This window comes from Sphingobium sp. TomTYG72 (assembly GCF_055394715.1).
This window is the reverse complement of the sequence record NZ_AP027336.1, coordinates 2,650,578-2,675,565: the sequence shown is the minus strand read 5'-3', so window position 1 is coordinate 2,675,565 and position 24,988 is coordinate 2,650,578. Positions and strand designations below refer to the sequence as shown.

General features: G+C 61.5%; 25 protein-coding genes. 17 read left to right on the top strand and 8 right to left on the bottom strand.

All coding sequences use genetic code 11. From position 1 onward, the window contains the following. Nucleotides 1–373 precede the first annotated feature (373 nt). On the top strand, nt 374–1,129 hold the full coding sequence (locus ACZ5U1_RS13205) for a LuxR C-terminal-related transcriptional regulator (RefSeq protein ID WP_464778795.1): 756 nt from the start codon (nt 374–376) through the stop codon (nt 1,127–1,129). 197 nt (nt 1,130–1,326) lie between these two features. Continuing rightward, a complete protein-coding gene (locus tag ACZ5U1_RS13200) occupies nt 1,327–2,667 on the top strand; it encodes an O-antigen ligase family protein (RefSeq protein ID WP_464778794.1) in 1,341 nt (446 codons plus the stop codon). 444 nt (nt 2,668–3,111) lie between these two features. Here the strand turns inward: ACZ5U1_RS13200 and ACZ5U1_RS13195 are convergent, their stop codons facing one another. Further along, a complete protein-coding gene (locus ACZ5U1_RS13195; protein WP_464778793.1) occupies nt 3,112–5,412 on the bottom strand; it encodes a GumC family protein in 2,301 nt (766 codons plus the stop codon). 324 nt (nt 5,413–5,736) lie between these two features. Here ACZ5U1_RS13195 and ACZ5U1_RS13190 point away from each other — a divergent pair, with 324 nt between their 5' ends. The 6 genes from ACZ5U1_RS13190 to ACZ5U1_RS13165 are packed head-to-tail and all read left to right on the top strand — an operon-like array spanning nt 5,737 to nt 10,662. Further along, the gene (locus ACZ5U1_RS13190) at nt 5,737–6,606 is read left to right on the top strand and encodes a cytochrome c oxidase subunit II (RefSeq protein ID WP_464778792.1); all 870 of its coding nucleotides are present in this window, start codon (nt 5,737–5,739) and stop codon (nt 6,604–6,606) included. After that, entirely contained in the window at nt 6,606–8,324 is a 1,719-nt protein-coding gene (locus tag ACZ5U1_RS13185) for a cytochrome c oxidase subunit I (RefSeq protein ID WP_464778791.1), read from the top strand. Before ACZ5U1_RS13190 ends, ACZ5U1_RS13185 begins: the two co-directional genes overlap by 1 nt. Continuing rightward, nucleotides 8,321–8,920, top strand: coding sequence for a cytochrome c oxidase subunit 3 (locus tag ACZ5U1_RS13180; RefSeq protein WP_464778790.1), 600 nt, complete (start codon nt 8,321–8,323; stop codon nt 8,918–8,920). Before ACZ5U1_RS13185 ends, ACZ5U1_RS13180 begins: the two co-directional genes overlap by 4 nt. Before the next feature lie 11 nt (nt 8,921–8,931). Continuing rightward, complete coding sequence (locus tag ACZ5U1_RS13175) at nt 8,932–9,624, top strand: heme-copper oxidase subunit III family protein (protein ID WP_464778789.1); 693 nt, start codon at nt 8,932–8,934, stop codon at nt 9,622–9,624. Between the two features lie 5 nt (nt 9,625–9,629). Then, nucleotides 9,630–9,983 (top strand): cytochrome C oxidase subunit IV family protein, encoded by a 354-nt coding sequence (locus ACZ5U1_RS13170; RefSeq protein WP_464778788.1) that lies wholly within the window; start codon nt 9,630–9,632, stop codon nt 9,981–9,983. A 4-nt stretch (nt 9,984–9,987) separates the two neighbouring features. Next, nucleotides 9,988–10,662: a c-type cytochrome gene (locus ACZ5U1_RS13165; protein WP_464778787.1), complete on the top strand. Its 675-nt coding sequence runs from the start codon at nt 9,988–9,990 to the stop codon at nt 10,660–10,662. A gap of 53 nt (nt 10,663–10,715) precedes the next feature. On the opposite strand, the gene ACZ5U1_RS13160 is transcribed toward ACZ5U1_RS13165, so the two are convergent. Further along, complete coding sequence (locus ACZ5U1_RS13160) at nt 10,716–11,516, bottom strand: DUF2189 domain-containing protein (protein ID WP_464778786.1); 801 nt, start codon at nt 11,514–11,516, stop codon at nt 10,716–10,718. Nucleotides 11,517–11,828: 312 nt separating this feature from the next. On the opposite strand from ACZ5U1_RS13160, the gene katG reads away from it, so the two are divergent. Beyond that, nucleotides 11,829–14,075, top strand: coding sequence for a catalase/peroxidase HPI (gene katG / locus ACZ5U1_RS13155; RefSeq protein ID WP_464778785.1), 2,247 nt, complete (start codon nt 11,829–11,831; stop codon nt 14,073–14,075). Nucleotides 14,076–14,132: 57 nt separating this feature from the next. Here the strand turns inward: katG and ACZ5U1_RS13150 are convergent, their stop codons facing one another. Next, nucleotides 14,133–14,750 carry a hypothetical protein gene (locus ACZ5U1_RS13150; RefSeq protein WP_464778784.1) on the bottom strand — a complete coding sequence of 206 codons (618 nt, stop codon included), beginning with the start codon at nt 14,748–14,750 and terminating at the stop codon, nt 14,133–14,135. A 169-nt stretch (nt 14,751–14,919) separates the two neighbouring features. Between ACZ5U1_RS13150 and ACZ5U1_RS13145 the strand changes: the two genes are divergently transcribed. The 5 genes from ACZ5U1_RS13145 to ACZ5U1_RS13125 all read left to right on the top strand — a co-directional run bounded on the left by ACZ5U1_RS13145 (nt 14,920) and on the right by ACZ5U1_RS13125 (nt 18,728). Next, complete coding sequence (locus tag ACZ5U1_RS13145) at nt 14,920–15,738, top strand: alpha/beta fold hydrolase (protein ID WP_464778783.1); 819 nt, start codon at nt 14,920–14,922, stop codon at nt 15,736–15,738. A 107-nt stretch (nt 15,739–15,845) separates the two neighbouring features. Continuing rightward, nucleotides 15,846–16,043, top strand: coding sequence for a hypothetical protein (locus ACZ5U1_RS13140; RefSeq protein WP_464778782.1), 198 nt, complete (start codon nt 15,846–15,848; stop codon nt 16,041–16,043). A 177-nt stretch (nt 16,044–16,220) separates the two neighbouring features. Continuing rightward, nucleotides 16,221–17,117, top strand: coding sequence for an iron-containing redox enzyme family protein (locus tag ACZ5U1_RS13135; protein WP_464778781.1), 897 nt, complete (start codon nt 16,221–16,223; stop codon nt 17,115–17,117). Continuing rightward, entirely contained in the window at nt 17,117–17,428 is a 312-nt protein-coding gene (locus ACZ5U1_RS13130; protein WP_464778780.1) for a response regulator, read from the top strand. The genes ACZ5U1_RS13135 and ACZ5U1_RS13130 overlap by 1 nt, the downstream gene beginning before the upstream one ends. A gap of 79 nt (nt 17,429–17,507) precedes the next feature. Continuing rightward, the gene (locus ACZ5U1_RS13125; protein ID WP_464778779.1) at nt 17,508–18,728 is read left to right on the top strand and encodes an MBL fold metallo-hydrolase; all 1,221 of its coding nucleotides are present in this window, start codon (nt 17,508–17,510) and stop codon (nt 18,726–18,728) included. Between the two features lies 1 nt (nt 18,729). Here the strand turns inward: ACZ5U1_RS13125 and ACZ5U1_RS13120 are convergent, their stop codons facing one another. The 5 genes from ACZ5U1_RS13120 to ACZ5U1_RS13100 form a co-directional block, all read right to left on the bottom strand. After that, nucleotides 18,730–19,203, bottom strand: a complete 474-nt coding sequence (locus tag ACZ5U1_RS13120; protein ID WP_464778778.1) for a hypothetical protein — start codon at nt 19,201–19,203, stop codon at nt 18,730–18,732. Between the two features lie 130 nt (nt 19,204–19,333). Further along, nucleotides 19,334–19,834 (bottom strand): DUF3617 domain-containing protein, encoded by a 501-nt coding sequence (locus ACZ5U1_RS13115; protein WP_464778777.1) that lies wholly within the window; start codon nt 19,832–19,834, stop codon nt 19,334–19,336. Between the two features lie 77 nt (nt 19,835–19,911). Continuing rightward, nucleotides 19,912–20,190, bottom strand: coding sequence for an HNH endonuclease (locus tag ACZ5U1_RS13110; RefSeq protein ID WP_464780053.1), 279 nt, complete (start codon nt 20,188–20,190; stop codon nt 19,912–19,914). A gap of 4 nt (nt 20,191–20,194) precedes the next feature. Beyond that, on the bottom strand, nt 20,195–20,731 hold the full coding sequence (locus ACZ5U1_RS13105; RefSeq protein WP_464778776.1) for a DUF3617 domain-containing protein: 537 nt from the start codon (nt 20,729–20,731) through the stop codon (nt 20,195–20,197). A gap of 89 nt (nt 20,732–20,820) precedes the next feature. After that, nucleotides 20,821–21,642 carry an acid phosphatase gene (locus ACZ5U1_RS13100; RefSeq protein ID WP_464778775.1) on the bottom strand — a complete coding sequence of 274 codons (822 nt, stop codon included), beginning with the start codon at nt 21,640–21,642 and terminating at the stop codon, nt 20,821–20,823. 76 nt (nt 21,643–21,718) lie between these two features. Here ACZ5U1_RS13100 and uvrB point away from each other — a divergent pair, with 76 nt between their 5' ends. From uvrB to ACZ5U1_RS13085, 3 genes are read left to right on the top strand one after another with little or no spacing between them, the layout of a single operon-like run. Beyond that, complete coding sequence (uvrB, locus tag ACZ5U1_RS13095) at nt 21,719–23,902, top strand: excinuclease ABC subunit UvrB (protein WP_464778774.1); 2,184 nt, start codon at nt 21,719–21,721, stop codon at nt 23,900–23,902. Nucleotides 23,903–23,949: 47 nt separating this feature from the next. Further along, nucleotides 23,950–24,435 (top strand): disulfide bond formation protein B, encoded by a 486-nt coding sequence (locus tag ACZ5U1_RS13090; RefSeq protein WP_464778773.1) that lies wholly within the window; start codon nt 23,950–23,952, stop codon nt 24,433–24,435. Continuing rightward, nucleotides 24,432–24,986, top strand: coding sequence for a demethoxyubiquinone hydroxylase family protein (locus ACZ5U1_RS13085; RefSeq protein WP_464778772.1), 555 nt, complete (start codon nt 24,432–24,434; stop codon nt 24,984–24,986). The genes ACZ5U1_RS13090 and ACZ5U1_RS13085 overlap by 4 nt, the downstream gene beginning before the upstream one ends. The last annotated feature ends 2 nt before the right edge of the window (nt 24,987–24,988 follow it).

Sequence of the window (24,988 nt, the reverse complement as noted above, 5' to 3'; positions counted from 1 at the left end):
CATGTGAGGCGGGCCGTCGTTGCCCCCGGCATCGACTGATTGGCTGAATCCAAGCCGCTGCCAGAAGATCTTTTCCACAATAGGTTACGCGCGAATCGCACATGCTGTTCAACACATGTGATCAGGCCACCCTAAAGGACAGCGCTTCCTCGCTATTTGGGATGGTTCAGACAAATTCATGAATAGACAAGCGGTTAGCAAAATCGCGCCAACGCCCGATCTTCACGTAAGTTAAGTTTTCCCAGAATGTTACGCCTATTGTTCAACGCTGCATTTGTGATACTCTCCGGCCCGATAAGACAGGGGTCGCCTTCAGCAAGTGCTTTGCATTCAATCCATCACAGCCTTTCTGTGATGTTGAGGGAGGCGGACGATGACAATGGATTCAGATGTTGTGCTTGTGGGCGGAAGCTCCATCGTCAGAGAGGGTCTCCGGCGGCTTCTTTCGTCACAACAGCGTCAGATCCTCTATACCGGGGCCAGACTGGACGAGCCTTGCCCCGCTGGCGTCGCCGATTCCGACTGCCTTTTGCTGCTGATCGAAGATCAGGACATGGAATGGAACGGCGCGGCGCTTGCCCAAGTGCGCGAATATTATCCCAGCGCGCGGATCGCGATACTCGCCAACAAGTTCGATTTCGACGCAATGCTGGATGCTTTTCGATCGGGCGCCGAAGGTTATCTGATCAATGACCTGTCATGCGAACGATTGGGAGGGTATCTCGACCTGATCGCGCTGGGAGAAAAGATCTTTCCTTCGCAACTGGCCCAGAAGCTGATCGACCAATCCGCCGTCTGCGAGGAAACGCCCAACGCCGTGTCTATCGACTGCGCCAATCTGTCGGCCCGGGAAATGGAGATATTACGGCGCCTGATCGCAGGGTTGCCCAACAAGGTCATCTCGCGCGAGCTTTCGATCAGCGAAGCCACCGTCAAGGTTCATGTAAAAGCGGTCCTGCGCAAGCTGCGGGTGTCCAACCGTACCCAGGCAGCCATATGGGCGGCAGGACAGGGACTGCATGGTCAGGCTGCTGACAGCGCAACGCCCTCGCCACCCAGGGCCAGCCCTGCCGCTTTCCCGCCGAGAGGCGCCACGCGCGGCACCGCCGATTGTTCGGCAAGCGTGTGACGACCGCCGGAGGACAGAGGCAGCATTTTCACGGGCGGCGCTAACCATCCGTTTTCATTGCCTGACCCCCTACCCAATCGGATATCGTCCCCTGCCCTTTTGAACGCCGGGCAGGCATTATGTGCAATGGACTAAGTCCGGCCAGATTTGCATCCTAGTCGCGGAACAAGGCAGAAAAAATAGCCGGAGCGCCAGGCGTGCAAACCAGTCAGTATCAGGCAAGCCATTATCCATTGCCCGGCGGCCGTCGTGCCAGCCCTGCCCAGGAACGAACGCAATTCTGGACGGACGAACTCCACAGATGGGAATTCGTCCTGCTGCAGGGCGCGGTGTTTTTCGCGCCTTATAATGCCTTCCGCCATCCCAGCCTGTACATAACCATAAGCGATGTGATGTTCGCAGGCGCCTTTTTCCTGCGTGTATCGACAGGGAGGGTGGCGTCGCCCTTTGCCAGCCTGACCTGGCTCTGGGTGCTGGGGCTGCTGATGCTCAGTGGCGGCCTTTTCATAGGCAGCGTTTTCAAGGGCGATATGACCCGATGCCTGGTGTTGGTCACGCAATATTCCTTCGCCTATCTGCTCGTGCCGCTCGTCCTGCTGCGCCGGTCGGAAGAGGAAGTCGTCCGCCTCATCAAATGCGGGATCTGGGGCATGGTGGTCATGTGCGCGCTGGGGGCGATGGTCTACTCGGCCGGCTATTACAGCACCGACAGGGAACAGATGGCCCTCGTCACCGGCAACAAGCGGCTACAGGGCTTTGCGGGCAATCCCAATGGCATGGGCGTGCTGACGGTCATGGCGATGACGCTCGTCTGGCTGATGCTCCTGTCCAAACAGATGCGGCCGATGATTGCGCTGCCCTGCCTCGCCATTCTTATCACGGGCGTGATCCTGACCAGTTCCAACACCGGACTTTACAGCATGATCGCCGCTGCCCTGATTTTCTTCGGCGGCAGACGGAATTTCAAGACCCTGATCATCGTCGCGTCGCTGGGCGCGACTGTGCTCGCATTCGGCCAGAATTATCTTCCCTCGACATTCCAGACCAGGGTCCTTTCCGCCCTGAACTCGGGCGATCTTTCGACTGCGGGGACGTTCGAGTCCCGGCAGGAACTGAACAGGGAGGCGTTGGAGATGGCCGATAAGAATCTCATCATCGGCCTTGGCGCGGATCAGTATCGGCAGGAAAGCCGCTATGGCCTTCCTGTCCATAACCTTTACCTGCTGCTGTTGAACGAAGGTGGCGGCCTGTCGTTGCTGGGCTATCTGGTGCTGATGACCGTTCCGATATTGGCGGGCATCGTCGGCTATCGAGCCCGATATGGGAAGCTGGTGCTACTGACGATCGTCACGACGCTCGTAACCTTCGCCAACGCGGTGATGGGAATGCCGCACGTCTATGGACGATGCTGGTTCCTGTTCGTCTTCCTCGCCGTCAGTCCCGCACTGATCGGGCCGGGCGTGATCAGCCCTCGCTTCTTGCCTTCGCCCTCACAACGCAGAGGCATGCGCGGTCATCTTCCCCCGCTGGAAAGCTGAAGGCTCTGCCCGGTTTTCAGTGACCGTTGCCCTTGCTCGCGCTACTAAGCACCATGGAATGGCGGGAGCTACATCTTCTGGATCATTCATCCCCCTTCCGTCTAGGGCCTTCGAAAGGCCAGACAGAAGGGTTAAGTGGGCGTGTCGATTTGGGGAGAATAGGCGGGCGCCATGGCATCAGCGGCGATTGCGATTTCGCGGGACATCTCTGCGCGCCTGGCTGTTAAGTCCATCGTTCCTCAGCAGCGTTCATGGCCCAAATTCGCGCATGAGATTGCACGAGGTTCGTTTCGGAAGAAAGGCGCTTCAGCCCCTTTCCCGCCGACAGCTTCTGATGAGCGTGCAACTTTGCAATCTGCTTGGGGAGAGCGCTTACCCTGGCCCGCACAGCGACAGGCCAATCCGCGAAAGGCTGCACGAAGGTATTGCGCAGCCTTCAGGCAGTCATGCCATATGGTCCGCACGGTCGCGCCAGCGCGATGGGGCCATCCGCTCATACCAGCGGCGAGGGGTCGGCATCTCGCCACTGAAATATTCCGCTGAATCCATGTAGAACTGGACCGGATCGCCATAACCGCGACGGGCGTGTTCCGCATAATCCACGCGATTGATGACGACACCGTCCACCGGCTTTTGCAGCACCTGCAACGCCGCGCGCACCTGTTCGATCGTGGTGCGGCCCCAGCGCACGACCAGCAGCGTATGATCGGCCGCATCCATCAGCATGCGTGAATCCCGCGTGGCAAGCGTGGGGGGTGCGTTAATAATCAGCAGATCATAATGCTCCCGCAGATGGTCCAGCAGGTCGTTGACCTTCCCCAGCCGCATGATCGCGGCCGGATTGCGCGCAGGTTCACGCGCGCTGAGGACAACGGGTTCATAGGTGGTGATTTCGGACGGCTGCTCCGCGCCTGGCCTCTGTGTCAGGGCGAGCGTTGGAAGCATATGTCGCGCATCGACCGCACCGCTGAGATAATCGATGAGATCCGGCTTCCCCCCCGCATCATCGGTGGGACGCAGAACGTCACTGGGACGGCGCAGATCGAGGTCGAGCACAATCGCTCGGCGGCCCATGGCGACGGCCGCAGCCAGCAAGGTGAGGGTGACGGTCGATTTGCCGTCTCCGGTGATGGGCGAGGTGATCAGAACGGTCTGCGCCCTTCCCGGCTGGGCCAGTTCGGCGACCTCGCTTCCCAGCCCACGAGCCACCTCGGCAAAGAGCGACTGGGGGTCCTGAAGCACCGGATTCGCCTTTGCCGACCTCAGGGCGTCGCCATCCAGTTCGGGCAGCAGGGCAAAGGTGCGCAGGCCGAACTGATGATAGATCTGCTCGGCATTCCAGAGGCGGTTGTCCGTCAGCTCGATGCCGAACACCACCAGCAGTCCCAGGATCAGCGACCCTACGAACGCGGCGAAGGTTGCGGATTTGGGCCGGGGCGAAATCGGCTCCTGCGGGACGGCGGCGGGCGACATCAGGCGCGAATGGATGCCGGATGCGGCGAGGCTGGCCTTCACCTGCTGCGCACGCGTGCTCATGGCGGTGAAGGCACTGCGCGCGGCTTCCGCATTGCGTTCGAGCGCGTTCAGCTCAACCGTCGCGGCGGTGTTCGCGAATGCCTTGCCCGTGATCGAACGGAGCGTTCCTTCCAGCTGGCCTGCGCGCGACGCGGCAGAGGCCGCCTCGCTCCTCGCGATGCCCGCTTCACGGGCGGCGGCGTTCTGAGCCTGGGTCGTGGCCGCAGCGATGACCCTGGCCTGTTCCTGCTGCATGCTGCCGGTGGTTTCCGCGATCTGCGCTTCCACACCGCGCATTTTGGGATGTTCGGACCCGTACATCATGGCGAGTTCGCTGCGCGTGCGGGTCAGGTCGTCCAGTTGCCGTCTTTGCTGGTCGAGTAGCGGGGATGTCGCGCCCGCCGTCGTGATGTTGCTCACTGCGCTCGCGATGCCAGCTGCCCGCGCGCTTTGCGCGGCACGCATGGCGGCGGCGGAAACAGCTTCGGCGGCGATCCGGTTGATCTGTTGATAATCCTCCGACCCGCCAGCGCCGGTAAGCATCTGATGCTGGCGGCGAAAATCGGCGACCGCCTGTTCCGCCTGATGCGCCTCGGTCGCAAGCCGTGCCCGCTCGTCATCCAGCTGGCTGACGATCTTGCCTTGCCGGTCATCGCGCATGACGGAGCGGTAGGCGGCGAGGCTGGCGGGATATTGATTGGCGATTTCCGACGCCAGGTCTGCCGACTCGGATCGCACGGTGATGTCGATGAAGTCGGAATCCTTGGAGCTTGAAATCGATATGCTGGATATCAGCCTGCCCGCGAGCCGGGACAGGCGGCGGTTGTCGACGACGGCGTTAGCGGGAAGCGGCGTTTCGACGAAGCGCGGATCGGACGCGAGCTTCAAATCCTGCACCACGCGTTCGGCAAGGGAACGGGACCGGTAGATGCCCGCTTCGTTGGCAACGCGCTGCTGGTTACGCGCGGCCATGTCGGGCGATCCGCTGTCGTCATTCAGTTCGACCTGCACCGTCGCCGTCGCCTGATAAATGGGCGTCGAGGTCAACTGCACCACCAGCACGATAAGGACCGCGAAGAACACGATCGCGCCGAGCAACAGTTCGTGCCGCCGGATGATCTTGATGACTTGGCGGGCCGACAGGCTGGAGGGCCGGGAGCCCCCCTCCATCGGCCGGTCAGACATTGCCTCGAGCAGGGGCGCGTTCAGCGTTCCCGATTGCGATAGCATGAATAGATCCTCCACAGCGGCATTCTGACCCCATTGGCCGCCGACCCTCCCGCTTTTGCCAGGTCCGATCAAACAATCTTCGGTCGCAGAGCGCAGGAATAATGATTAACCCCTTCGGGCATCGCGTGACGCAAGAGGCGCAGCCCTGCCCCCTTCCGCGCACCCGCGCGCGGCAGTCTTCAATCCGGGAAAGCGGTATCGCGGCTAACCACTTCCACCCGGTGCGATTTTTCTATAGATTACCAATGCGGTTATTTCCGGGGCGACTCAACAAAAGCCGGGTCAATGGCTGTGAGGCGCGCTCGCATTGATGGGAGAGAGCCTGTGCCGATTGCGATCGCCATCGCCTTGCTGGTGTTTGGTTCGGTCGCATTTCATTTGTTCAGCCCATGGTGGCGAACGCCGATCGCCTCAAATTGGGGCTCCATCGATTCCGCGCTGGACGTAACGCTCTGGATTTGCGCGGCCGCCTTCATCCTCCTCAACCTGTTCATGGCTTGGGTTCTGGTCCGCTACCGGCACCGCACCGGGCACCAGGCGCATTATGAGCCGGAAAACGCCTCATTGGAGAAAAGGCTGACGCTCTGGACGGCGATCGGCATCGCCGGGATGCTGGCGCCGGGTCTGGCCGCATGGGGCCGCTATGTTTCCGTGCCGCAGGACGCGACGGTCATCGAGGCGGTCGGTCAGCAATGGCAGTGGTCCTTCCGCTATCCCGGACCCGATGGGGTGCTGGGCGCGGCTGCGGTCAAATATGTGACGTCTGACAATACACTCGGCCTCGACCCCCTGGACCCGTTCGGGCGCGATGATGTGCTGATCGAGGCAGGCGATCTGCATCTGCCGCTGGGCAAGCCGGTCAAGATCGTGCTGCGTTCCAAGGACGTGCTGCACGATTTCTACGTGCCCGAATTCCGGGCGAAGATGGATCTGGTGCCCGGCATCGTCACCTATTTCTGGATGACCCCGACCAAGGCTGGCACGTTCGACATATTATGCGCCGAACTGTGCGGCACGGGCCACCATGAGATGCGTGGCAAGGTGATCGTGGAATCTCCAAAGGCCTTCGCGGCGTGGCAGGCCCAACAGACGAGCTTTGGCCAGATATTGGCCGAAACGCCGCCTGCCGCCATGTCCATCCTGCTGATCAAGGCCAATGCCTGCACCGTCCCTGCGTCCTGGAGCAAGAGTTGATGGCTACTACCCTGGCTGACGATCTGCGGCCGCTGCATCATCCCCACAGCTGGGTCACCAGATATGTCTGGAGCCAGGATCACAAGGTCATCGCCATCCAATATAGCGTGACGGCGATCGCGATCGGCCTGGTGGCGCTGTTTCTGTCCGCGCTGATGCGGTTGCAGCTTGGCTTTCCGGGCGTGTTCCCCGCGATCCAGCCGGACAATTACCTGCAATTCGTGTCGATGCACGGCATGATCATGGTTGTGTATCTGCTGACGGCGTTGCTGCTGGGCGGATTTGGCAATTATCTCATCCCGCTGATGATCGGCGCGCGGGACATGGTCTTTCCCTTCGTCAATATGCTGAGCTACTGGCTCTATCTGTTGTCGGTCATTGTGCTGGTAGCAGGCTTTTTCGTTCCAGGCGGCCCGACGGGCGCGGGCTGGACGCTCTATCCTCCGCAGGCGATCAGCGAGGGTACGCCCGGCCACCAATGGGGCATCGCGACGATGCTGGTGAGCCTTGCGATATTCGTGGCCGCTTTCACCATGGGCGGGCTCAACTATGTGACGACAGTGCTGCAAGCGCGCACAAAGGGCATGACGCTGATGCGGATGCCGCTATCGGTCTGGGGCATCTTCACCGCGTCGATCATGGGTCTGCTCGCCTTCCCGGCGTTGTTCGTCGCGGCGATCATGATGCTGTTCGATCATTTCGCGGGCACCAGCTTCTTCATGCCGACGATGCAGTCGATGGGCGCAATCACCCCAACGGAGGGAGGAAGCCCTCTCCTCTTCCAGCATCTCTTCTGGTTCTTTGGCCATCCGGAAGTCTACATCGTCGCCCTGCCGGCCTTTGGCATCGTGTCGGACCTGATCAGCGTCCACGCCCGGCGCAACATCTTCGGCTACCGCATGATGGTCTGGGCGATCGTCATCATCGGCGCCTTGAGCTTTCTCGTCTGGGCGCACCATATGTATGTGAGCGGGATGAACCCCTATTTCGGGTTCTTCTTTGCAACATCCACGCTGATCATTGCGATCCCTACCGCGATCAAGGTCTATAACTGGCTGCTGACCTTGTGGCGCGGCGACATCCATTTGCGCGTACCCATGCTGTTCGCGATCGCATTCATCTTCACCTTTATCCACGGCGGACTTTCAGGACTATTCCTGGGCAATGTCAGCGTGGACGTGCCCTTGTCCGACACCTTCTTCGTCGTCGCTCATTTCCACATGGTCATGGGCGTGTCGCCGGTGCTGGTGATTTTTGGTGCGATCTATCACTGGTATCCCAAGATCACGGGGCGGATGTGGAACGAGACCTTGGGCCAGCTCCACTTCTGGATCACCTTCCTGGGAGTCTATGCGATTTTCCTGCCGATGCACTATCTCGGCATATTGGGTGTGCCACGCCGTTATTATGCTTTGGGCGAAACGGGCTTCATCCCGGATTCGGTGCATCTGGCCAATGAATGGATCAGCATCGCGGCGCTGATCGTCTTTGCGGCGCAAGGACTGTTCTTCTTCAACATGATCTGGAGCCTGTTCCGGGGACCGCGCGCCGATCCCAATCCCTGGGGGGCGGCCAGTCTGGAATGGCTGACGCCGCAAACCCCGCCCGCGCACGGCAATTGGGGGCCAAAGCTGCCAATCGTCTATCGCTGGGCCTATGACTATAGCGTGCCGGGTGCGCCTCGCGACTTCATCACCCAGACGGAGCCGCGCACATGACGATCCTGGCGCGGCTTGCGGAAAGAAGTTGGGAACCGGCAAGCGACCGGGACCCTGCCGTACCATCCCGCCCTCGCCCGTCCGCTGGCGGCATAGGCCTCAGCGTCTATTTCGCCGTTGCTCTGGTCATGTTCTCGCTGCTGGGCGCGGCCTATTTCATGCGCATGGGCCTGCACGCCCCCATGGGTCATGCCGACGATTGGGTCGCCATGCCCGATCCGCCGCTGCTCTGGATCAACAGCGCCTTGTTGGTGGCAAGCAGCATCGCATGGGAGATTGCGCGCCGATCTGAGGCGGCGGGCCGGGCGGCGGGCGCTTCCCTCGCGGGTGCGGTGCTTGGTCTGGCATTTCTGATCGGCCAATGGATGCTTTGGCGTCACTATCTTGGCCAAGGCTATTATCTGTCGTCCAACCCGGCCAACGCCTTCTTCTATCTGCTGACGGCGCTGCATGGTGTTCACATCATCGGGGGCCTTGTAGCCGCCGCCTGGGTGCTGGCGGAGCGAAACCCCGCCCATGTCCGCCTGTGCGCTATCTATTGGCATTTCCTGCTCTTCATCTGGATTTTGATCGCCGCCCTGCTCGTATCGACATGAGGTCAATCGCCATGGCTCACACGGTGTCCGACGGTAGAGACAAGGAGATCATCACGCCCGCGCTGCGGGAGATCGTCGCTGACTGGTCGGCCGATCAGGAAGTCTTCCGCCATACCCATTGGGGCAAGGCGATGATGTGGATTTTCCTGCTGTCGGATACCTTCATCTTTTCCTGCTTCCTGACAGGTTACATGACGATGCGGGCATCGGCCGTGGAGCCCTGGCCTAATACAGCGGAAGTATTTGCCCTCACCATCGCAGGGCAGAATATTCCGCTGATCCTGATTGCGATCATGACATTCGTCCTTATCAGTTCAAGCGGGACGATGGCGATGGCGGTCAACTTTGGCTATCGCCGCGACAAGCGCAAGACCGCCATACTGATGCTGCTGACCGCCCTTTTCGGCGCGACCTTTGTCGGTATGCAGGCGTTTGAATGGACCAAGCTGATCCATGAAGGGGTGCGTCCCTGGAGCAATCCCATGGGCGCGCCGCAGTTCGGTGCCAGCTTTTTCATGATTACAGGCTTCCACGGCCTGCATGTCAGTTGCGGCGTCATCCTGCTGCTGATCATCGCATCCAAAGTCGCGCGCGGGCATTATGATCGTTCGGGCGACTATAGCGCGGTAGAGATCGCGGGGCTCTACTGGCACTTCGTCGACCTCGTCTGGGTCTTCATCTTCGCCTTCTTCTACCTGTGGTGATGTCCATGAAGCATGAGATAGCCAGCAGCGATAGCTCCATAGCCCATGAGGGGCAGCATCATCCCATCAGCCTTTACCTGAAGGTATGGGGCTATCTCTTCGTGCTGAGCGCCATGTCCTACATGGTGGACTATATGCATGTGCAGGGGATCGTCCGCTGGACGCTGATCATCCTGTTCATGCTGCTCAAGGCCGGGCTGATCCTGTCCATCTTCATGCATCTCGCTTGGGAAAGACTGTCGCTGATCTACGCGATCCTCGTGCCGCCGCTGCTGCTGCTGGTGCTGGTACGGATCATGACGATCGAGGCGGACTATGCCTATTGGACGCGGGCGATCTTCATGGGCGGGGGAGGATGAAGCCATGAACCGGATGCGCTGGTTGGTGACGGGACTGTGCGTCGCGGGGGCCGCAGGCGCGCTCTGGAGCTTCAACTGGTTTGCAGGGCAGCTGTATCCACATGCCAATGCAGGCTCCCTTGCTTACAAGCCCGCCGACGACATGCCGCCGCGCGTGGACATGGCGTCGGTGCAGCGAGACTGGCCATCCAGCCTGGGCGACCCGGGCGAGGGCAGACGGCTGATCGCCTATCATCGGGACATGCGGGGCAAGGCGCCTGTTCCATCCTCCGGCGGCGGTGCTGCTCCGGCGGCGGCGGCCGTCGATCTTGGCACATTGCTCGCCAGCGCGGACGCGAATGCTGGCAAGGCGAAGATGCAGCTTTGCGCGAGTTGCCACGACTTTGGCCAGGGCGGGCCGAACCGAATCGGGCCTAATCTGTGGGGTGTGGTAGGGCGGCCGGTCGGTAGCCATGCAGGCTTTGCCTATTCGCCTGCGATGAAAGCGCATGGGGGCAGTTGGACCTACGACCAGCTGTTTGCGTTCCTCGCCTCGCCAATGCGGGATGTGCCGGGAACGAAAATGAGCTTTGCAGGGCTCCGCCGTCCCGAAGATCGGGCGGCTGTCATCAAATATCTGGCGACGTTGGGAGGCGGAGCGCCACCGTTGCCGAAGCCGGGCGCGCAAGCCGGTCAATGACCCGGCCCAAACCTGCTCCCGATGAGCGGGAACAGGCGTAGCCCGAGCAGCCCTCAGCGCACCACCGCGCGCGTATAGAGATGCCAGGTCGAATATCCCAGCACCGGTAGCACGACGGCAAGCCCCACGAGCCCCGGCAATGCGCCCAGGATCAGCAGGACCACCACGATCAGTCCCCAGGTCGCTACAGTTACGGGACTGGTCCGGGTAACCCGAACCGACGTCCGCAGCGCATTGCCCCAACTGACCTTCTTGTCGACGATCATCGGGAAGGACACCACGCTGACCGCCAGCGTGATGATGGCGAAACACAGGCCGACAAGATTGCCGACGATGATCATCTGCCAACCTTCGGCGGTTCCGAACACCGCGTTCACAAAGGCCCCGAAGGATGAGACGACTTCCGGCCCGAACCTGCCGACGGTCGAATTAAAGATGAACCAGGCCGCTGCCAGCCATGCCAGGAACAGCAGGGCCGTGATGCTGGTCAGGTCGAATAGCGACGGCGCCGACGGCCCCCGAACCACGTCGAGGAAATGACGCCAGCGGGAATCCAGTCCATGTTCCCGGCGCCGGGCGAGTTCATAAAAGCCGCTGGCCAAGGCAGGGCTGAACAGGACAGAGCCCGCCAGCAAAGGAAATAGCAGTGGCAGGATCGACACGCGGCTGGCTATCAGAATAGCGAACAGCACGACCACGGGATAAATCAGCCCAATGAAGACCAGATCGCCACGCTTGGCCTGGAAATCTTCCCAGCCCTGCCGCAGCGAGATACGCAGATCATCGAAGCCGATCTTGCGGATTTCATAATCGTCCCGACTGGAATCCAGATCAGCTGGATGCGTAATCGCCATGGTCGCTCTCCCTTCGCGAAGTCACCATGACGGACGCTAAGTTTCAATCCTCAGTCGGGACAGGTGACGGGGGCGGCCTTTTAGCCCGCGCAGCGCATCGTCTCGGCATGAGGAACGCCCCATGGCCAACAGCGGCAGATTACACCAAAGCGTAATGGAGCGGAACCAAAAAGCAGCTTGTCCTGCGCCAAGGCCGTGCAGACAAGCCGTCGGTGATCGCTTTTATCGATCATCATGACCGATCTTAATCGCTTACCTGGCGCGCCCATCGGGACTAGCCTGCTGATCTGCATTCAATAGGAGAGCCAAATCATGGACGCGAAAACTGGTGAAAGCCCGCTGAGCTGCCCTGCGAAGGAGCCAGCCGCGCTGCGGTCATTGCTGGGGCGCACCAACCGTGACTGGTGGCCCAATCAATTGTCGCTCGAAATCCTTCATCAAAATGGCGCACACGCGAACCCGATGGGCGAGTCCTTCGACTATGCGAAGGAATTTGCATCGCTCGACCTGGAAGCGGTCAAGAACGACCTTCATGCCCTGATGACCGACAGCCAGCCATGGTGGCCCGCTGATTATGGGCATTATGGCCCCTTCTTCATCCGCATGGCCTGGCACAGCGCGGGTACGTACCGCACCGGCGACGGGCGCGGCGGTGCTTCGTCGGGCGGACAGCGTTTCGCGCCGCTCAACAGCTGGCCGGACAATGCCAATCTGGACAAGGCACGCCGCCTGCTGTGGCCGATCAAGCAGAAATATGGCCGCCAACTGTCCTGGGCGGACCTGATGATCCTGACCGGCAATGTCGCCATTGAGTCGATGGGCGGCCCCGTGTTCGGCTTTGGCGGCGGGCGCGAAGATGTGTGGGAACCGGAGAAGGACATCTACTGGGGCACGGAAGAACAGTGGGTCGGCAATCCCGACAACCAGACCCGCATTCAGCCCGACAAGGAAATGGCGCTGGAAGAACCACTCGCGGCGATCCAGATGGGCCTCATCTACGTCAATCCGGAAGGTCCCGGCGGCAATCCCGATCCGTTGCTGTCCGCGCGGGATATTCGCGAGACATTCGCTCGCATGGGCATGAATGATGAAGAGACGCTGGCGCTCACCGCTGGCGGCCACACTTTCGGCAAGGCACATGGCGCGGGCGATGCGTCGAAGATCGGCGCAGAACCCGAGGGCGCGGACATCGCGCAGCAGGGCCTTGGCTGGCAGAGCGGACATGAAAGCGGGGTCGGCGATCACACGATCACCAGCGGCATCGAGGGCGCATGGACGCCCACCCCGATCACATGGGACATGAGCTTCTTCCACATGCTGCTCGATTACGATTATGAGCTGGTGAAGAGCCCGGCGGGCGCGCATCAGTGGCAGCCCATCAACCAGAAGCCGGAGGACATGGCGCCCGGCGCGCACAGCCCCGACAGGCGGCTGCCGACGATGATGACCACGGCGGACATGGCGTTCAAGATGGACCCCGAATATCGCAAGATCGCCGATCGCTTCCGCAATGACCCGGACGCGTTCGCCGATGCCTTCGCGCGCGCTTGGTTCAAGCTGTGCCATCGCGACATGGGTCCCAAGAGTCGCTATCTAGGGAGCGATGTTCCTGCCGAGGATCTGATCTGGCAGGACCCGATCCCGGCGGCGGACTATGCCCAGATCGAGGAAGCCGACATCGCCGCGCTGAAGCAGGAGATCGCGTCGTCCGGGCTGACCGTATCGGAACTGGTGCAGACGGCGTGGGCTTCGGCATCCACCTTTCGCGGGTCAGACAAGCGTGGTGGCGCCAATGGCGGGCGCATCCGCCTTGCGCCGCAGAAGGACTGGGACGTGAACCAGCCCGGCCAGCTGGCCCGCGTGCTTGGCGTGCTGGAAGACATCAAGGCGAAGTTCGACGGGGCTTCGGATGGCAGGAAGGTGAGCATGGCGGACCTCATCGTGCTGGGCGGCTCTGTCGGTATCGAAAAGGCGGCGAAGGATGCGGGGCATGATGTGACCGTGCCGTTCACGCCGGGCCGCACCGACGCATCGCAGGAGCAGACCGATGTCGATGGCTTTGCCGTGCTGGAGCCGAAGGTGGACGGCTTCCGCAACTATCTGCCGGTCAGCTATCGCGTGCCAGTGGAGGAATTGCTGATCGACCGCGCCAACCTGCTGAGGCTCAGCGCGCCTCAGATGACGGTGCTGGTGGGCGGCCTGCGGGTGCTGGGCGGCAACCACGGCGGATCGAAGCATGGCGTGTTCACCGACCGTCCCGGCCAGCTCACTAACGACTTCTTCGTCAACCTGCTCGACATGGGTACGGCGTGGAAGGCGGAAAGCGATAAGGGCGACGTGTTCGTCGGCAGCTGCCGCGATTCCGGCGAGCAGAAGTGGACGGGCACGCGCGTCGATCTGGTCTTTGGATCGAACTCGCAGCTTCGCGCTTTGTCGGAAGTCTATGCCTCGGCCGATGCAGGGCGCAAGTTCGTTGACGACTTCGTCGCTGCGTGGGTCAAAGTAATGGACGCCGACCGGTTCGACCTTCAACGATCGGCACTAACCGCCAGCGCCTGAACACAAAGGCCGCCGCAGCTTTCATGAGGAAGCTGCGGCAGCCAATTTAATCTAACCTCAATGAAGGTCCCGGCGGCCATAATCCGTGTCGCCGAAACGACTAGGCCTCGTCATGTGGGACATGCCGTCAGGTTCGCCCGGCTCGTGCACCAGGTCTTCAAACAGCGCGCGATAATGGATCATCGCCTGACGCAAATCCTCCGTATCGGCTTCGCCACGCGCATGGCGTATGGCGATGTCATGGGCTGATCGGTAATTCTGAACCACTTCCGGGTGATAGACGGACAAGTCGGCGGAACGCCTGTCGAAATCGACGATGGGATAGCCGCGCGCCTCCATTACTTCGGTCAGCAGCACGTCAGCGCGCGACACCGCACCTTGAGGATCATCAACGAACTGGTTCTGGACCTTCATCCAGCCATCGGTGAACATGTCGGTCTGCTGCGGGGAAAGGCGGCGCAGCGAAAAGCTGGCCACACGCCTTTCCCGTTCTTGCAATTCTGCCTCCGCCTTCCGGGAGCTGCCCGCCTCCTCGACAGTGCGGTCATATTCAGACCCGAATTTCGATCGCAGATTGGCATGCTGCCGGTTGCGCATGATCAGCACGGCTAAGCCGGCCACCAGAACAAGGACGACCAGCCCAAGGCCGATCTCCAGCGGAGTGAGCGTCACCATGACATCTCCTTGGCCCGTTTTTAAGGCCGCTTATGACGCCCGCCGCCAGATGTTGTTAACCGGAGTGAATGGGCTTTGTTCCCGCAAGACGAAGACGAGGAAATAGAAGCGGAGGGAACGATGCGCCGCGCCACCGGTTGCCCTCACTCCCCTATCAGGAGCGGCTCCCATGCATATCGAAACCCGCGAAGGTCATGTCATCCATGTGAAGGACATGGGGTCGGGCCACCCGGTGATCCTGATCCACGGCTGGCCCCTGACCGGCGACATGTGGGAATATCAGACGCTTGCGCTGCTGGAGTCGGGCTATCGCGTGATCACCTACGATCGTCGCGGTTTCGGGCAATCGGGTCATCCCTCCAATGGCTATAATTATGACATGTTCGCGGATGATCTCGCGGCCGTCATTGATAGGGTGGGGGCGCCCAAAGTCTCCCTCGTCGGATTTTCCATGGGAGGCGGCGAAATCGCCCGATACTTGTCGCGCTATGGTTCGGCGAAGGTGGACAGGGTAGCGCTGATCGGCTCTATCGTGCCGTATCTTCTGAAGGATGACAGCAATCCCGACGGTGTCGATGAATCAGCACTGGACCAGATGCAGGCGCAGGTACGCGAAGACCGGTTCGCTTTCCTGCAAACCTTCGCCAAGACCTTCTACGGCATCGGCCTTGTTTCCAAACCTGTCAGCAGCGCCTTGCTCGACTGGACATTCATGCTGGCGATCATGGCGAGCCCCAAGGCGACGATCGATTGCATCCACGCCTTTGGCCGAACCGATTTCCGGCCCGACCTGCGCGCGTTCACCATACCGACGCTGATCATCCACGGGACGAGCGATAAGACAGTGCCGATCGATCCGACCGGGCGAGCGGCGGCCGCTGCGATACCGGGGGCGCAACTGATCGAATATGATGGCGAACCGCATGGCCTGTTTGCGACCGCGCCGGATCGGTTGAACGCCGATCTGCTGAGCTTCCTTGCTCAATAACTAAAGCGTCCCGTCATGCAGAAAACGAACTCGTTCGGCCTTTTCATGGACAGCGGCAATTGGGGCTGGAAGCCTGGACGGTGATCGGCCTCAGGATACCCAGGCTGTTGGCAGGGAACCCAGCCGCAGCGCTGGAAGCGCATCTCACGATCGCGGAAAAGATCGAAGCGATAGGCGTGCTGCAATGGAGGGCGATGACCGGCGATCTGGGGACCAGCCCAGATGCCGCGATGCGCGGTTCGATCGCCCATTATCGCAAAGCCGTTCGCCGCAATCGGCGACGTCTCGCCCGGCGGAGAAAATGACGCAGCCCCCGACACCGGCTCGCAGCGTTTCCTATCGGCGAGATGTGCAGGAGGACCCCATATCGACCCGCTCTCGTTCAAGTAAACACCCTGATACTGATCCCTGTTAGGCATTTTTGAGGGAACGCCGCGCCCTCCCCCCGAATTGAACAGGGGTACAATCAGGAGAGTATTTCCGTGGCTACCCGTTTCGTCGCACCCGAGTGCGCATCGCAATTTCTTCAACAAGGCTTTCAGGAACGCCTCAGTCATTGGAACCGTCAACGTCTCGCCCCATCCTATCCGGAGGATTGGGAAAGCCGGTTCCGCCAGGATGAAGCCATGCTGCGGCTGGAGCATGGCTTTATGGAAGAACTGCGCGCCATGGTGCGCGACCGCGCGGCGCAGGCGCCAACCGATCCCGAAGGCTTCATCCAATGGTTCGAGGCGCTGGAGCAGACTGGCCCCGGCCAGCATGACGCGCTGTTTCCCTGGCTCGCCGACCATGCGTCGCGCGACGAAATCCGCTGGTTCCTGACGCAGGAAGCGGCGGGCGAAGCTGGCTTTGACGATCTCGTCGCCCTGACACAGGTCAAGCTGCCCGATTCTGCGAAGCTGGAACTTGCCCGCAACTATTGGGACGAGATGGGGCGCGGGCAGGAAAAGGGCATGCACGGCCCCATGCTGGCGCAGCTTGTCAGGACGTTGGAGTTGACGCCGACGATCGAGACCACGGCCTGGGAAAGCCTGGCGCTCGCCAACGCCATGACTGCAATGGCGACGCAGCGCTGCTATGCGTGGCACAGCGTCGGCGCGCTGGGCGCGATCGAGCTGACCGCGCCGGGTCGATCAGCGCACACCGCCCGCGCCTTGCGACGCATCGGGCTCAGCCAGTCGGAGCGACGATATTTCGATCTGCATGCGGTGTTGGACGTAAAACATAGCCGCGACTGGAACGAACTGGCGATCAAGCCGCTGGTCGCCGAAGACCCGCGCCGGGCCGCCGCTATCGCCGAAGGCGCGTTGATCCGCCTCAGTTGCGGCGAACGCTGCTTCAACCGCTACCGCAGCCATTTCGGGCTGGAGCAAGAGTGATGGCGCGATCCAATGGCCGCATCCTGATTGTCGAGGATGACCCGCTGCTGGCAGGCATGATGGTCGATCTGCTGCTGGCGGAGGATTACGAAGTAGACGGCCCCCACGCCAGCATCAGCGACGGGATGGCCGCGCTAGCCACGCATATGCCCGATGGCGCGGTGGTTGATCTGCATCATCCCAGCCGGAGCGTAAGCCTGTTGAAGGACGATCTTGAGACCTATGCCATCCCTTTGCTGGAAGGAGAGGATAGCGACGTGCGGGACCTTCAGCGACGCTTGCTACCTTGGCTTCGACACATGCGGCATTGAGGACGCGAGGGATAAGCAACTCTTGTCCCGCGCCATATCGCGGCTATGACCCTGCATCGTGATCGAAGCAGGAGACGGCATGGGCCGCATCATCGGGAAAGTCTTTCGCGGAGCGGGCATCGGGCTGCTGTTCCTGATAATCGCGCTGTGCCTTGCGATCACGATCATCCCCCCCTTTCTCGACCGCGCCTATTATGACGGGCCGGTCAGCCGCCATTATGACGGCGAGCACTTCTTCAATCCCGATGGCGAGATCGAGTTTTCAAGTCCCCCAGGAACGAATCGACGCGGATTTCTCCTTCGCTGGCTGACGGGGCAGGATGAACGCCCTGCATGGCCCACAACGGTCGCAGTGAAGCCCACCCGCCCGCCAGCCTTCGCAGCGCCGAAAGGCATGGTAGCGACATGGGTCGGTCATGCCACGGTGCTGGTGCAGGCTGCGGGGATCAACATCCTGACCGACCCCATCTGGTCCGACTATGCGAGCCCCCTGCCACCGCTGGGTCCCAAACGGGTAGCCGAGCCTGGCATCCGGTTCGACGACTTGCCGAAGATCGACCTCATCATCGTCAGCCACAATCATTATGACCATATGGATATCCCCACGCTCAAGAAGCTGTGGGAACGAGATCGGCCCAAGATCATCGTCAGCCTGGGCAATGAGCGCATCCTGAAGGACAATGGCATTCCGGCGATCGCGCTGGATTGGGGCCAGTCGGTGACGGGCGCCGCCCTCAATAATCTGGGGACGCAAACAGTCATCCAGTGCGAAAATTACGAACATTGCCCCGACTATCGCGTCCATGTGCTGCGCAATCATCATTGGAGCAGTCGGTGGGGCACTGACCGCAACCGGGCCTTATGGTCGAGCTTCCTCATCGAAACGCGCGCGGGCAACATCTTCTTCGCGGGCGACACGGGGGCTGGCGACATGGCATGGCCCGCTGAGGCGGCGCGGTTCGGCCCGATCCGGCTCGCGATGATCCCGATCGGTGCTTTCCGCTTCTGGCCGGGGCAGATGGAGGCGGACTCCCACATCGGGCCGCAGCGCGCGGTCGAGGTGTTCGAAAAGCTCAAGGCATCGACCGCCATCCCCATCCATTGGGGCACGTTCCGGCTGTCTTATGAAAAATGGGACACACCGCCCCGCATGCTGGAGCTTTTCCTGAAATGCGAAGGCATAGAGCGGCAGCGTTTTGCGCCGTTGCGGATCGGCCAGTCCATCCAGGTGCCTGCCTATTCCGCCGTGCCGCATAGTCCAAAACGATGCGACCAACGCGCCATCCGGGCATTGCAATAGGTCAGGCGGGAGGGCCTGCTTCCAACATCGCGCGCCAGTTGTCCGCCGTCATCGCCGCGAGATATTCGGCCTGCATCTCGGCGGTCAGCATCTCCATCATCTGCCGTCCTTCGATCCACAATTCGATCACGCCAAAAGCGCCGCCACGCTTGCGATATTTGGCGGGCCAGCCCTCCCGCTCCGCGATCGCCATGATTTCCTCGCGCGACAGCGGCGTTGCCAGCGCGGCATGGGTGGCGGTGTAGCGGGTTTCGCCGGTTCGTTCCCCGAAACTATCGGCGTCGCCTTCTTCTTCACGCAGGACAGTGTCGATCGGATAGACCTCTATGGCGGTGCCCCGGTCATCCCCAGCGAGCGCGATCCAGCTGCCCGGCGTCACCGGCGGGAAATAGAGCGCCTCGCCGCGCCACATTTCAGCGATGACCTCCGCAACATGCTTTGGATCATGCGCGGCAATCGAAAGATGAAAGAGCATGTCTCGACTCTCCGACATTCTGATGGATGCCGGGCGCGACAATGGCACAGAATCCCGCCGCCAGCATTGGCGATTTCGGACAGGAAGCCGTCCGCTGGCGGGCGGCGGAGGGTCTCTCAGGACAGGCTGTTCAGGCCTTGCCGCACTCTCCGGTGCGTTTGCCAGTCACGTCATGGGTGGTGCGCAATACCGGGCTGCCCCCGGCGGTCTTCGTCATGGTGCTGCCCAGCGTCAACGTATCGGCGGTGTAGTTGCCCTCCAGCACGATTTCCGATGTCGCTCCACCGGACTTGCAGGACAGGGTCGCGATCAACCGCCCCTTGCGCAGCAGCTTGTCCTTATAGGTGCAATCCTTGCCCTCATCCCCTGCCAGAGCATCGGCATCAGGTGTCCCCTTGGCATCGACGGCAATGCACAGCTTTTCCTCATCAACCTGTTTCAGCGCGACCTGATATTGTTCGGGCGTGACAGTTGGCGTGTTGTAGCCGGTAGTCTTGCGGGTGATCGTCCATTCGCCCCCCTTCATCACGATCGGCGCTTCAACGGCTTCGGGTGCAGGCGTCTCATTGCCGCATCCCGCCAAGCCAAGCGTCATCGCAAGCGGCAACGCCGCTATTATCGTCTTTCGCATATCCTCTTCCCCTGTTCTCTTACGGAACGGGCGGAGGCTCGCTTGCCAAGCGCCCAAGCGCAAGAGGAAAAGTGACGCTAGCGTTTCCTGTAGGTGGGCGCGTGAAAGTCGGGCGGCTTGGCCGCGACCCAGCCGAGAAAGCGGGCGATACCGGGATGCGTGCGGAGGGCAGCGGCATCACCCTGCGTGCGGGCAAGCTCGACATTGCTCATCTGCGCATGGATGGCCCGATGACAGATTGGATGGACGGGCACCGTGTCGCGTCCGCCCCGGCTTTTCGGCACCGGATGATGCCATTCGACCCGTTTGCCTAAGGCGCGCGCGCAGAGCCAGCAAAAGCCCTCCGCGCTCTCCATCATATCAGGATGCGACGCACTCCGCGCCCACCCATTTGCCCGACGTCTTCGCCTTCATGCTCATGTTCATGCCGCCCGGCGCGCCGCTCATCTTCATGTCCATGTGCATTTCATAGCTTTCCGGCGCGTAGTCGCCGGACATGACGGCATTCATCGTGCCATTTTCCGACTTGCAGGCGATCTCGCCCTTCACCGACCCGCCGCTGACGTCGAAGCCCTTGTAGGTACAATCCTTGTTTTCCTGACCCGAGAACATCTTGCCGCTGGGGTTCGCCGCTTCTTCGGGAGAGACGCAATATTTGATCGAGGTGCGGCTCATCATCTTCTTCATCTGCTCTTTCATCTGATCGCCACCGCCCGGCATGTTCGGCATGTCGATATCCTCGAGCGTATAGGCGCCTTCCCACTGGCCGGGCTTCAGCTGTACCTTTTCGACTTGCGCTTTCACTTCCTCGCGGGTCTGCGGTTCGCCGGAAGGCTTGTCGCCGCAGCTGGCGAGCAACAACGTGGCAGGAGCAATGACGGCAAAGGCTTTAAGCATGATCTTCCCCCGTTGATGCCGGAATGACCCGGCCTGTCTAACCATCAGCATATATCAGGACAGGCATAGGATGAAAAATGATCCTGCGCCTATTGGGCCAGGGCCGCAGCTTCCTGCGCGCAATCAGGTGCGGTTTCGGCGGGTTTGCTGCGCAACGCAGCGACTTCCTTGCGCGCAGCGGCAAGATCGGCAGCGAAGGCGGGATCGGCATTGAGGCGCATCACGGTGGCAGAGGCAATGACCCGTCCTTCCTCGATATCGCTCAGCCAGTGCACATTGCAGATGCGGCGGCTGTCGCCGAAGGCACGGCCGCGCGCCACCAGCCTTGCCGCGCGGTCAGGCATTAATTCCGCAAGGATGAGGCCATAGCCATAACCGATGGCACTGTGGCCCGAGGGATAGGAGCCGTCGCGGCGCAGGAACTTCTCCCAATCCGGCGTGCAGCTGGGCTTGTCATTTTCCATGAACGGACGCTGCCGCATATAGCGTTTCTTTACGTCGGCAGTTGATAGGCCGAGATCTCCCATCGTGCGGGTCAGAAGGCGGGTCAGCGCGGGCGCATGGGCCTGATCGATCGGGAAGCCCGCCGTGCAGGAGAACGCGGCGGCAGCGTGGGCGGGGCGTAGGTCGGCATCGGCCTTGGCGAGATCCCAGCGTGCGCTACCCTGCATCGCGACGGCAGCGACCGCCCCTTCCCTGTCGCGCGCCTCGGCCACCGATCCTGCCGCTGGGGGCGGCGGAGAGAGTAACAGGCTGTCAGGAAGCGCACCGCCGCCAAGATAACCGCCGCCCAGCGGGTTCTTTCCCTGCATGGCCGATGGCGGCGTCTGCGCCGATCGGGTTTCTGCCGTCGTCGTGGCGCATGCCTGCAACATGGCCAAGGACGCGAGCAGAAAAATAGCTTTGCGCATACAGTCCCTTCCTCCCGTTCGTGGGATATTCGCTCCCACATTGCTGTGGTGCGGGACCATGCCCATATTGGCCCGCATGTCCATTCAGATTCGCACCACGCTGGACGAGCCCGAGACCGGCGAAGGCTTCGTCCCCCACCGTCCCGCGCGCCCGGAAAAGAGCGAGGGCGGCAGGCCGTTCAAGCTGGTTTCCGACTATGAACCGTCTGGCGACCAGCCGACCGCCATCGCCGAACTGGTCGAACAGGCAAAGGCGGGTGAGAAGGATCAGGTGCTGCTGGGCGTCACCGGATCGGGCAAGACCTTCACCATGGCCAAGGTGATCGAGGCGTTGCAGCGCCCGGCGCTGATCCTCGCGCCCAACAAGATTCTCGCCGCACAGCTGTACGGCGAGTTCAAGAGCTTCTTCCCCGAAAACGCCGTCGAATATTTCGTCAGCTATTACGACTATTATCAGCCCGAAGCCTATGTGGCGCGGTCGGACACCTATATCGAGAAGGAAAGCTCGGTAAACGAGGCGATCGACCGGATGCGCCACTCAGCCACCCGCGCGCTGCTGGAGCGGGATGATGTCATCATCGTCGCGTCGGTATCCTGTCTTTACGGCATCGGTTCGGTCGAAACCTATTCGGCCATGACCTTTTCGATGAAGAAGGGCGGCATTGAGGACCAGCGGGAGATCATCCGCAAACTGGTGGCGCTCCAGTACAAGCGCAACGATGCAGCCTTTGCGCGCGGCAATTTCCGGGTGAAGGGGGACAATCTGGAGATTTTCCCGTCCCACTATGAGGACACCGCCTGGCGCGTTTCCTTCTTCGGCAATGAGATCGAGGAGATTGTCGAGTTCGATCCGCTGACGGGGAAGAAGATCGCCACTCTCGAATATGTGAAGGTCTTTCCCAACAGCCACCACGTCACGCCGGGACCAACGCTCAAGCAGGCGATGGAAGCGATCCGCTTTGAACTGACCGAACGGCTGAAGGAATTGCAGGCAGAGGGCAAGCTGCTGGAGGCGCAGCGGCTGGAACAGCGCACGAACTTCGATCTGGAGATGATTGCGGCGACGGGATCATGCGCGGGAATCGAGAATTATTCGCGCTTCCTGACCGGCCGCCTGCCGGGCGAGCCGCCGCCAACCTTGTTCGAATATCTCCCGGAGAACGCGCTGCTGTTCGTGGACGAAAGCCACCAGACCGTGCCGCAGATCGGCGCGATGGCGCGGGGCGACCACCGGCGCAAGATCACGCTCGCCGAATATGGCTTCCGCCTGCCGAGCTGCATCGACAACCGGCCGCTGCGCTTCAACGAGTGGGACGCGATGCGCCCGCAGACGGTCAGCGTGTCCGCGACGCCGGGACCATGGGAGATGGAGCAGACCGGCGGCGTCTTCTCCGAACAGGTCATCCGCCCCACCGGCCTCATCGACCCGCCAGTCGAGATCAAGCCGGTGGAGGATCAGGTGGACGACCTGATCAACGAATGCCGCAAGGTCGCGGCGCAGGGCTATCGCACCCTCGTCACCACGCTCACCAAGCGCATGGCGGAGGACCTGACCGAATTCATGCATGAAGCGGGGATCAAGGTCCGCTACATGCACAGCGACGTCGAGACGCTGGAACGTATCGAATTGATCCGCGACCTGCGGCTGGGTGTCTATGACGTGCTGATCGGCATCAACCTGCTGCGCGAAGGTCTCGACATTCCGGAATGTGGCTTGGTCGCGATCCTCGATGCGGACAAGGAAGGCTTCCTGCGATCGGAAACATCGCTGATCCAGACCATCGGCCGTGCGGCGCGCAATGTGGAAGGACGGGTCATCCTCTATGCCGATCGCATCACCGGCAGCATGGAGCGGGCGCTCAACGAGACCAGCCGCCGCCGCGAGAAACAGCAGGCCTATAATCTGGAACATGGCATCACGCCGACGACGATCAAGCGCAACATCGGCGACATCATCGCCCATGTCGCGAGCAAGGATCAGGTCACGGTCGATACCGGGCTGGACGACCGCCCGCACCTCGTTGGCCATAATTTGCGTGTCTATATCGAGGATCTCGAAAAGAAGATGCGCGCCGCCGCCGCCGACCTGGAATTCGAGGAAGCAGGCCGCATCCGCGACGAAATCCGCAAGCTGGAGGCGGAGGAGCTGGGCCTGCCCGCCAACGAGCAGGTCGCCGCGCCGCGCGGGCGGGCGACCGAAGGCAAGCCGGGCACGCGCAAGCTGCGCTACGGCAAGACCCAGCGGAAGTTCGGGCGTTGACGCAAGTTCAGCATGACGAAAGGTTCGGGGCCGTTTAAGCGAGCATCATGAAGAACTTGCCTCTCGCCCGCGCAATCGCCCTTGTCATGCCGCTATTGCTGCTGGGCGGCGCCTACGCTTCGCAATATGTAGGCGGTCTGCATCCGTGCGAGATGTGCTGGTGGCAACGCTATCCGCATATGGCGGCGATTCCGCTCGCGCTGATCGCCTATGCGGCGAAAAAGCGGCCCTGCATCAGTGCGCTGTTCGCGGGATTGGCGGGCTTGGCGATTGGCATCAGCGGCGCGATCGGCCTGTTCCATGCAGGCGTCGAATATGGCTGGTGGCAGGGACTGACGGCCTGCTCCACCTCTACGGCAGGGGGCAACCCGGCCGACATATTGAACCAGATCATGGCGACCCCGATCACCCGCTGCGATGTCGCGCCCTGGACGCTGCTCGGCATTTCGCTCGCAGGCTTCAACGGGCTCTTGTCCGGAGCGAGCGCGCTCGCCATCTTGGCCTTGCTGATCAAGTCGAGGAAACAGGCATGAACGCGCCCAGGGAGTTCCCCCGCCCCGGCCGGAAGGTGACGGCCGATGATCGCGCGGCGATGCTGCGCGTGGATCAGGCGGGCGAATTCGGCGCGACGCGCATCTATACCGGGCAGCTTGCCGTGCTTGGCGATCGCCACCCCGACGCCCGCGTCATCGCAGGCATGGCGGCGCAGGAAGAGCGGCACCGCAAGATATTCGACGCGATGATCACCCGGCGCGGTGTAAGACCGACCGCGCTTCGGCCGATCTGGAACGTCGCGGGCTTTGCGCTGGGCGCAGTAACCGCCGCGATCGGCCCGCGCGCCGCCATGGCCTGCACCGCCGCGATCGAGACGGAGATCGACCGTCATTATGGCCAGCAGTTGGCGGAATTGGCAGGCGACGACCCGGAACTCGCCGCCACCATCACGGATTTTCAGGCGGAAGAAGTCGAACATCGCGAAACCGCGATCGCCCATGGAGCAGAGCAGGCACCCGCCTATCCGCTGCTTTCGGGCGTCATTCGATTGGGGTGCCGGGCTGCAATCGCGCTGTCGAAGCGGATCTGAGG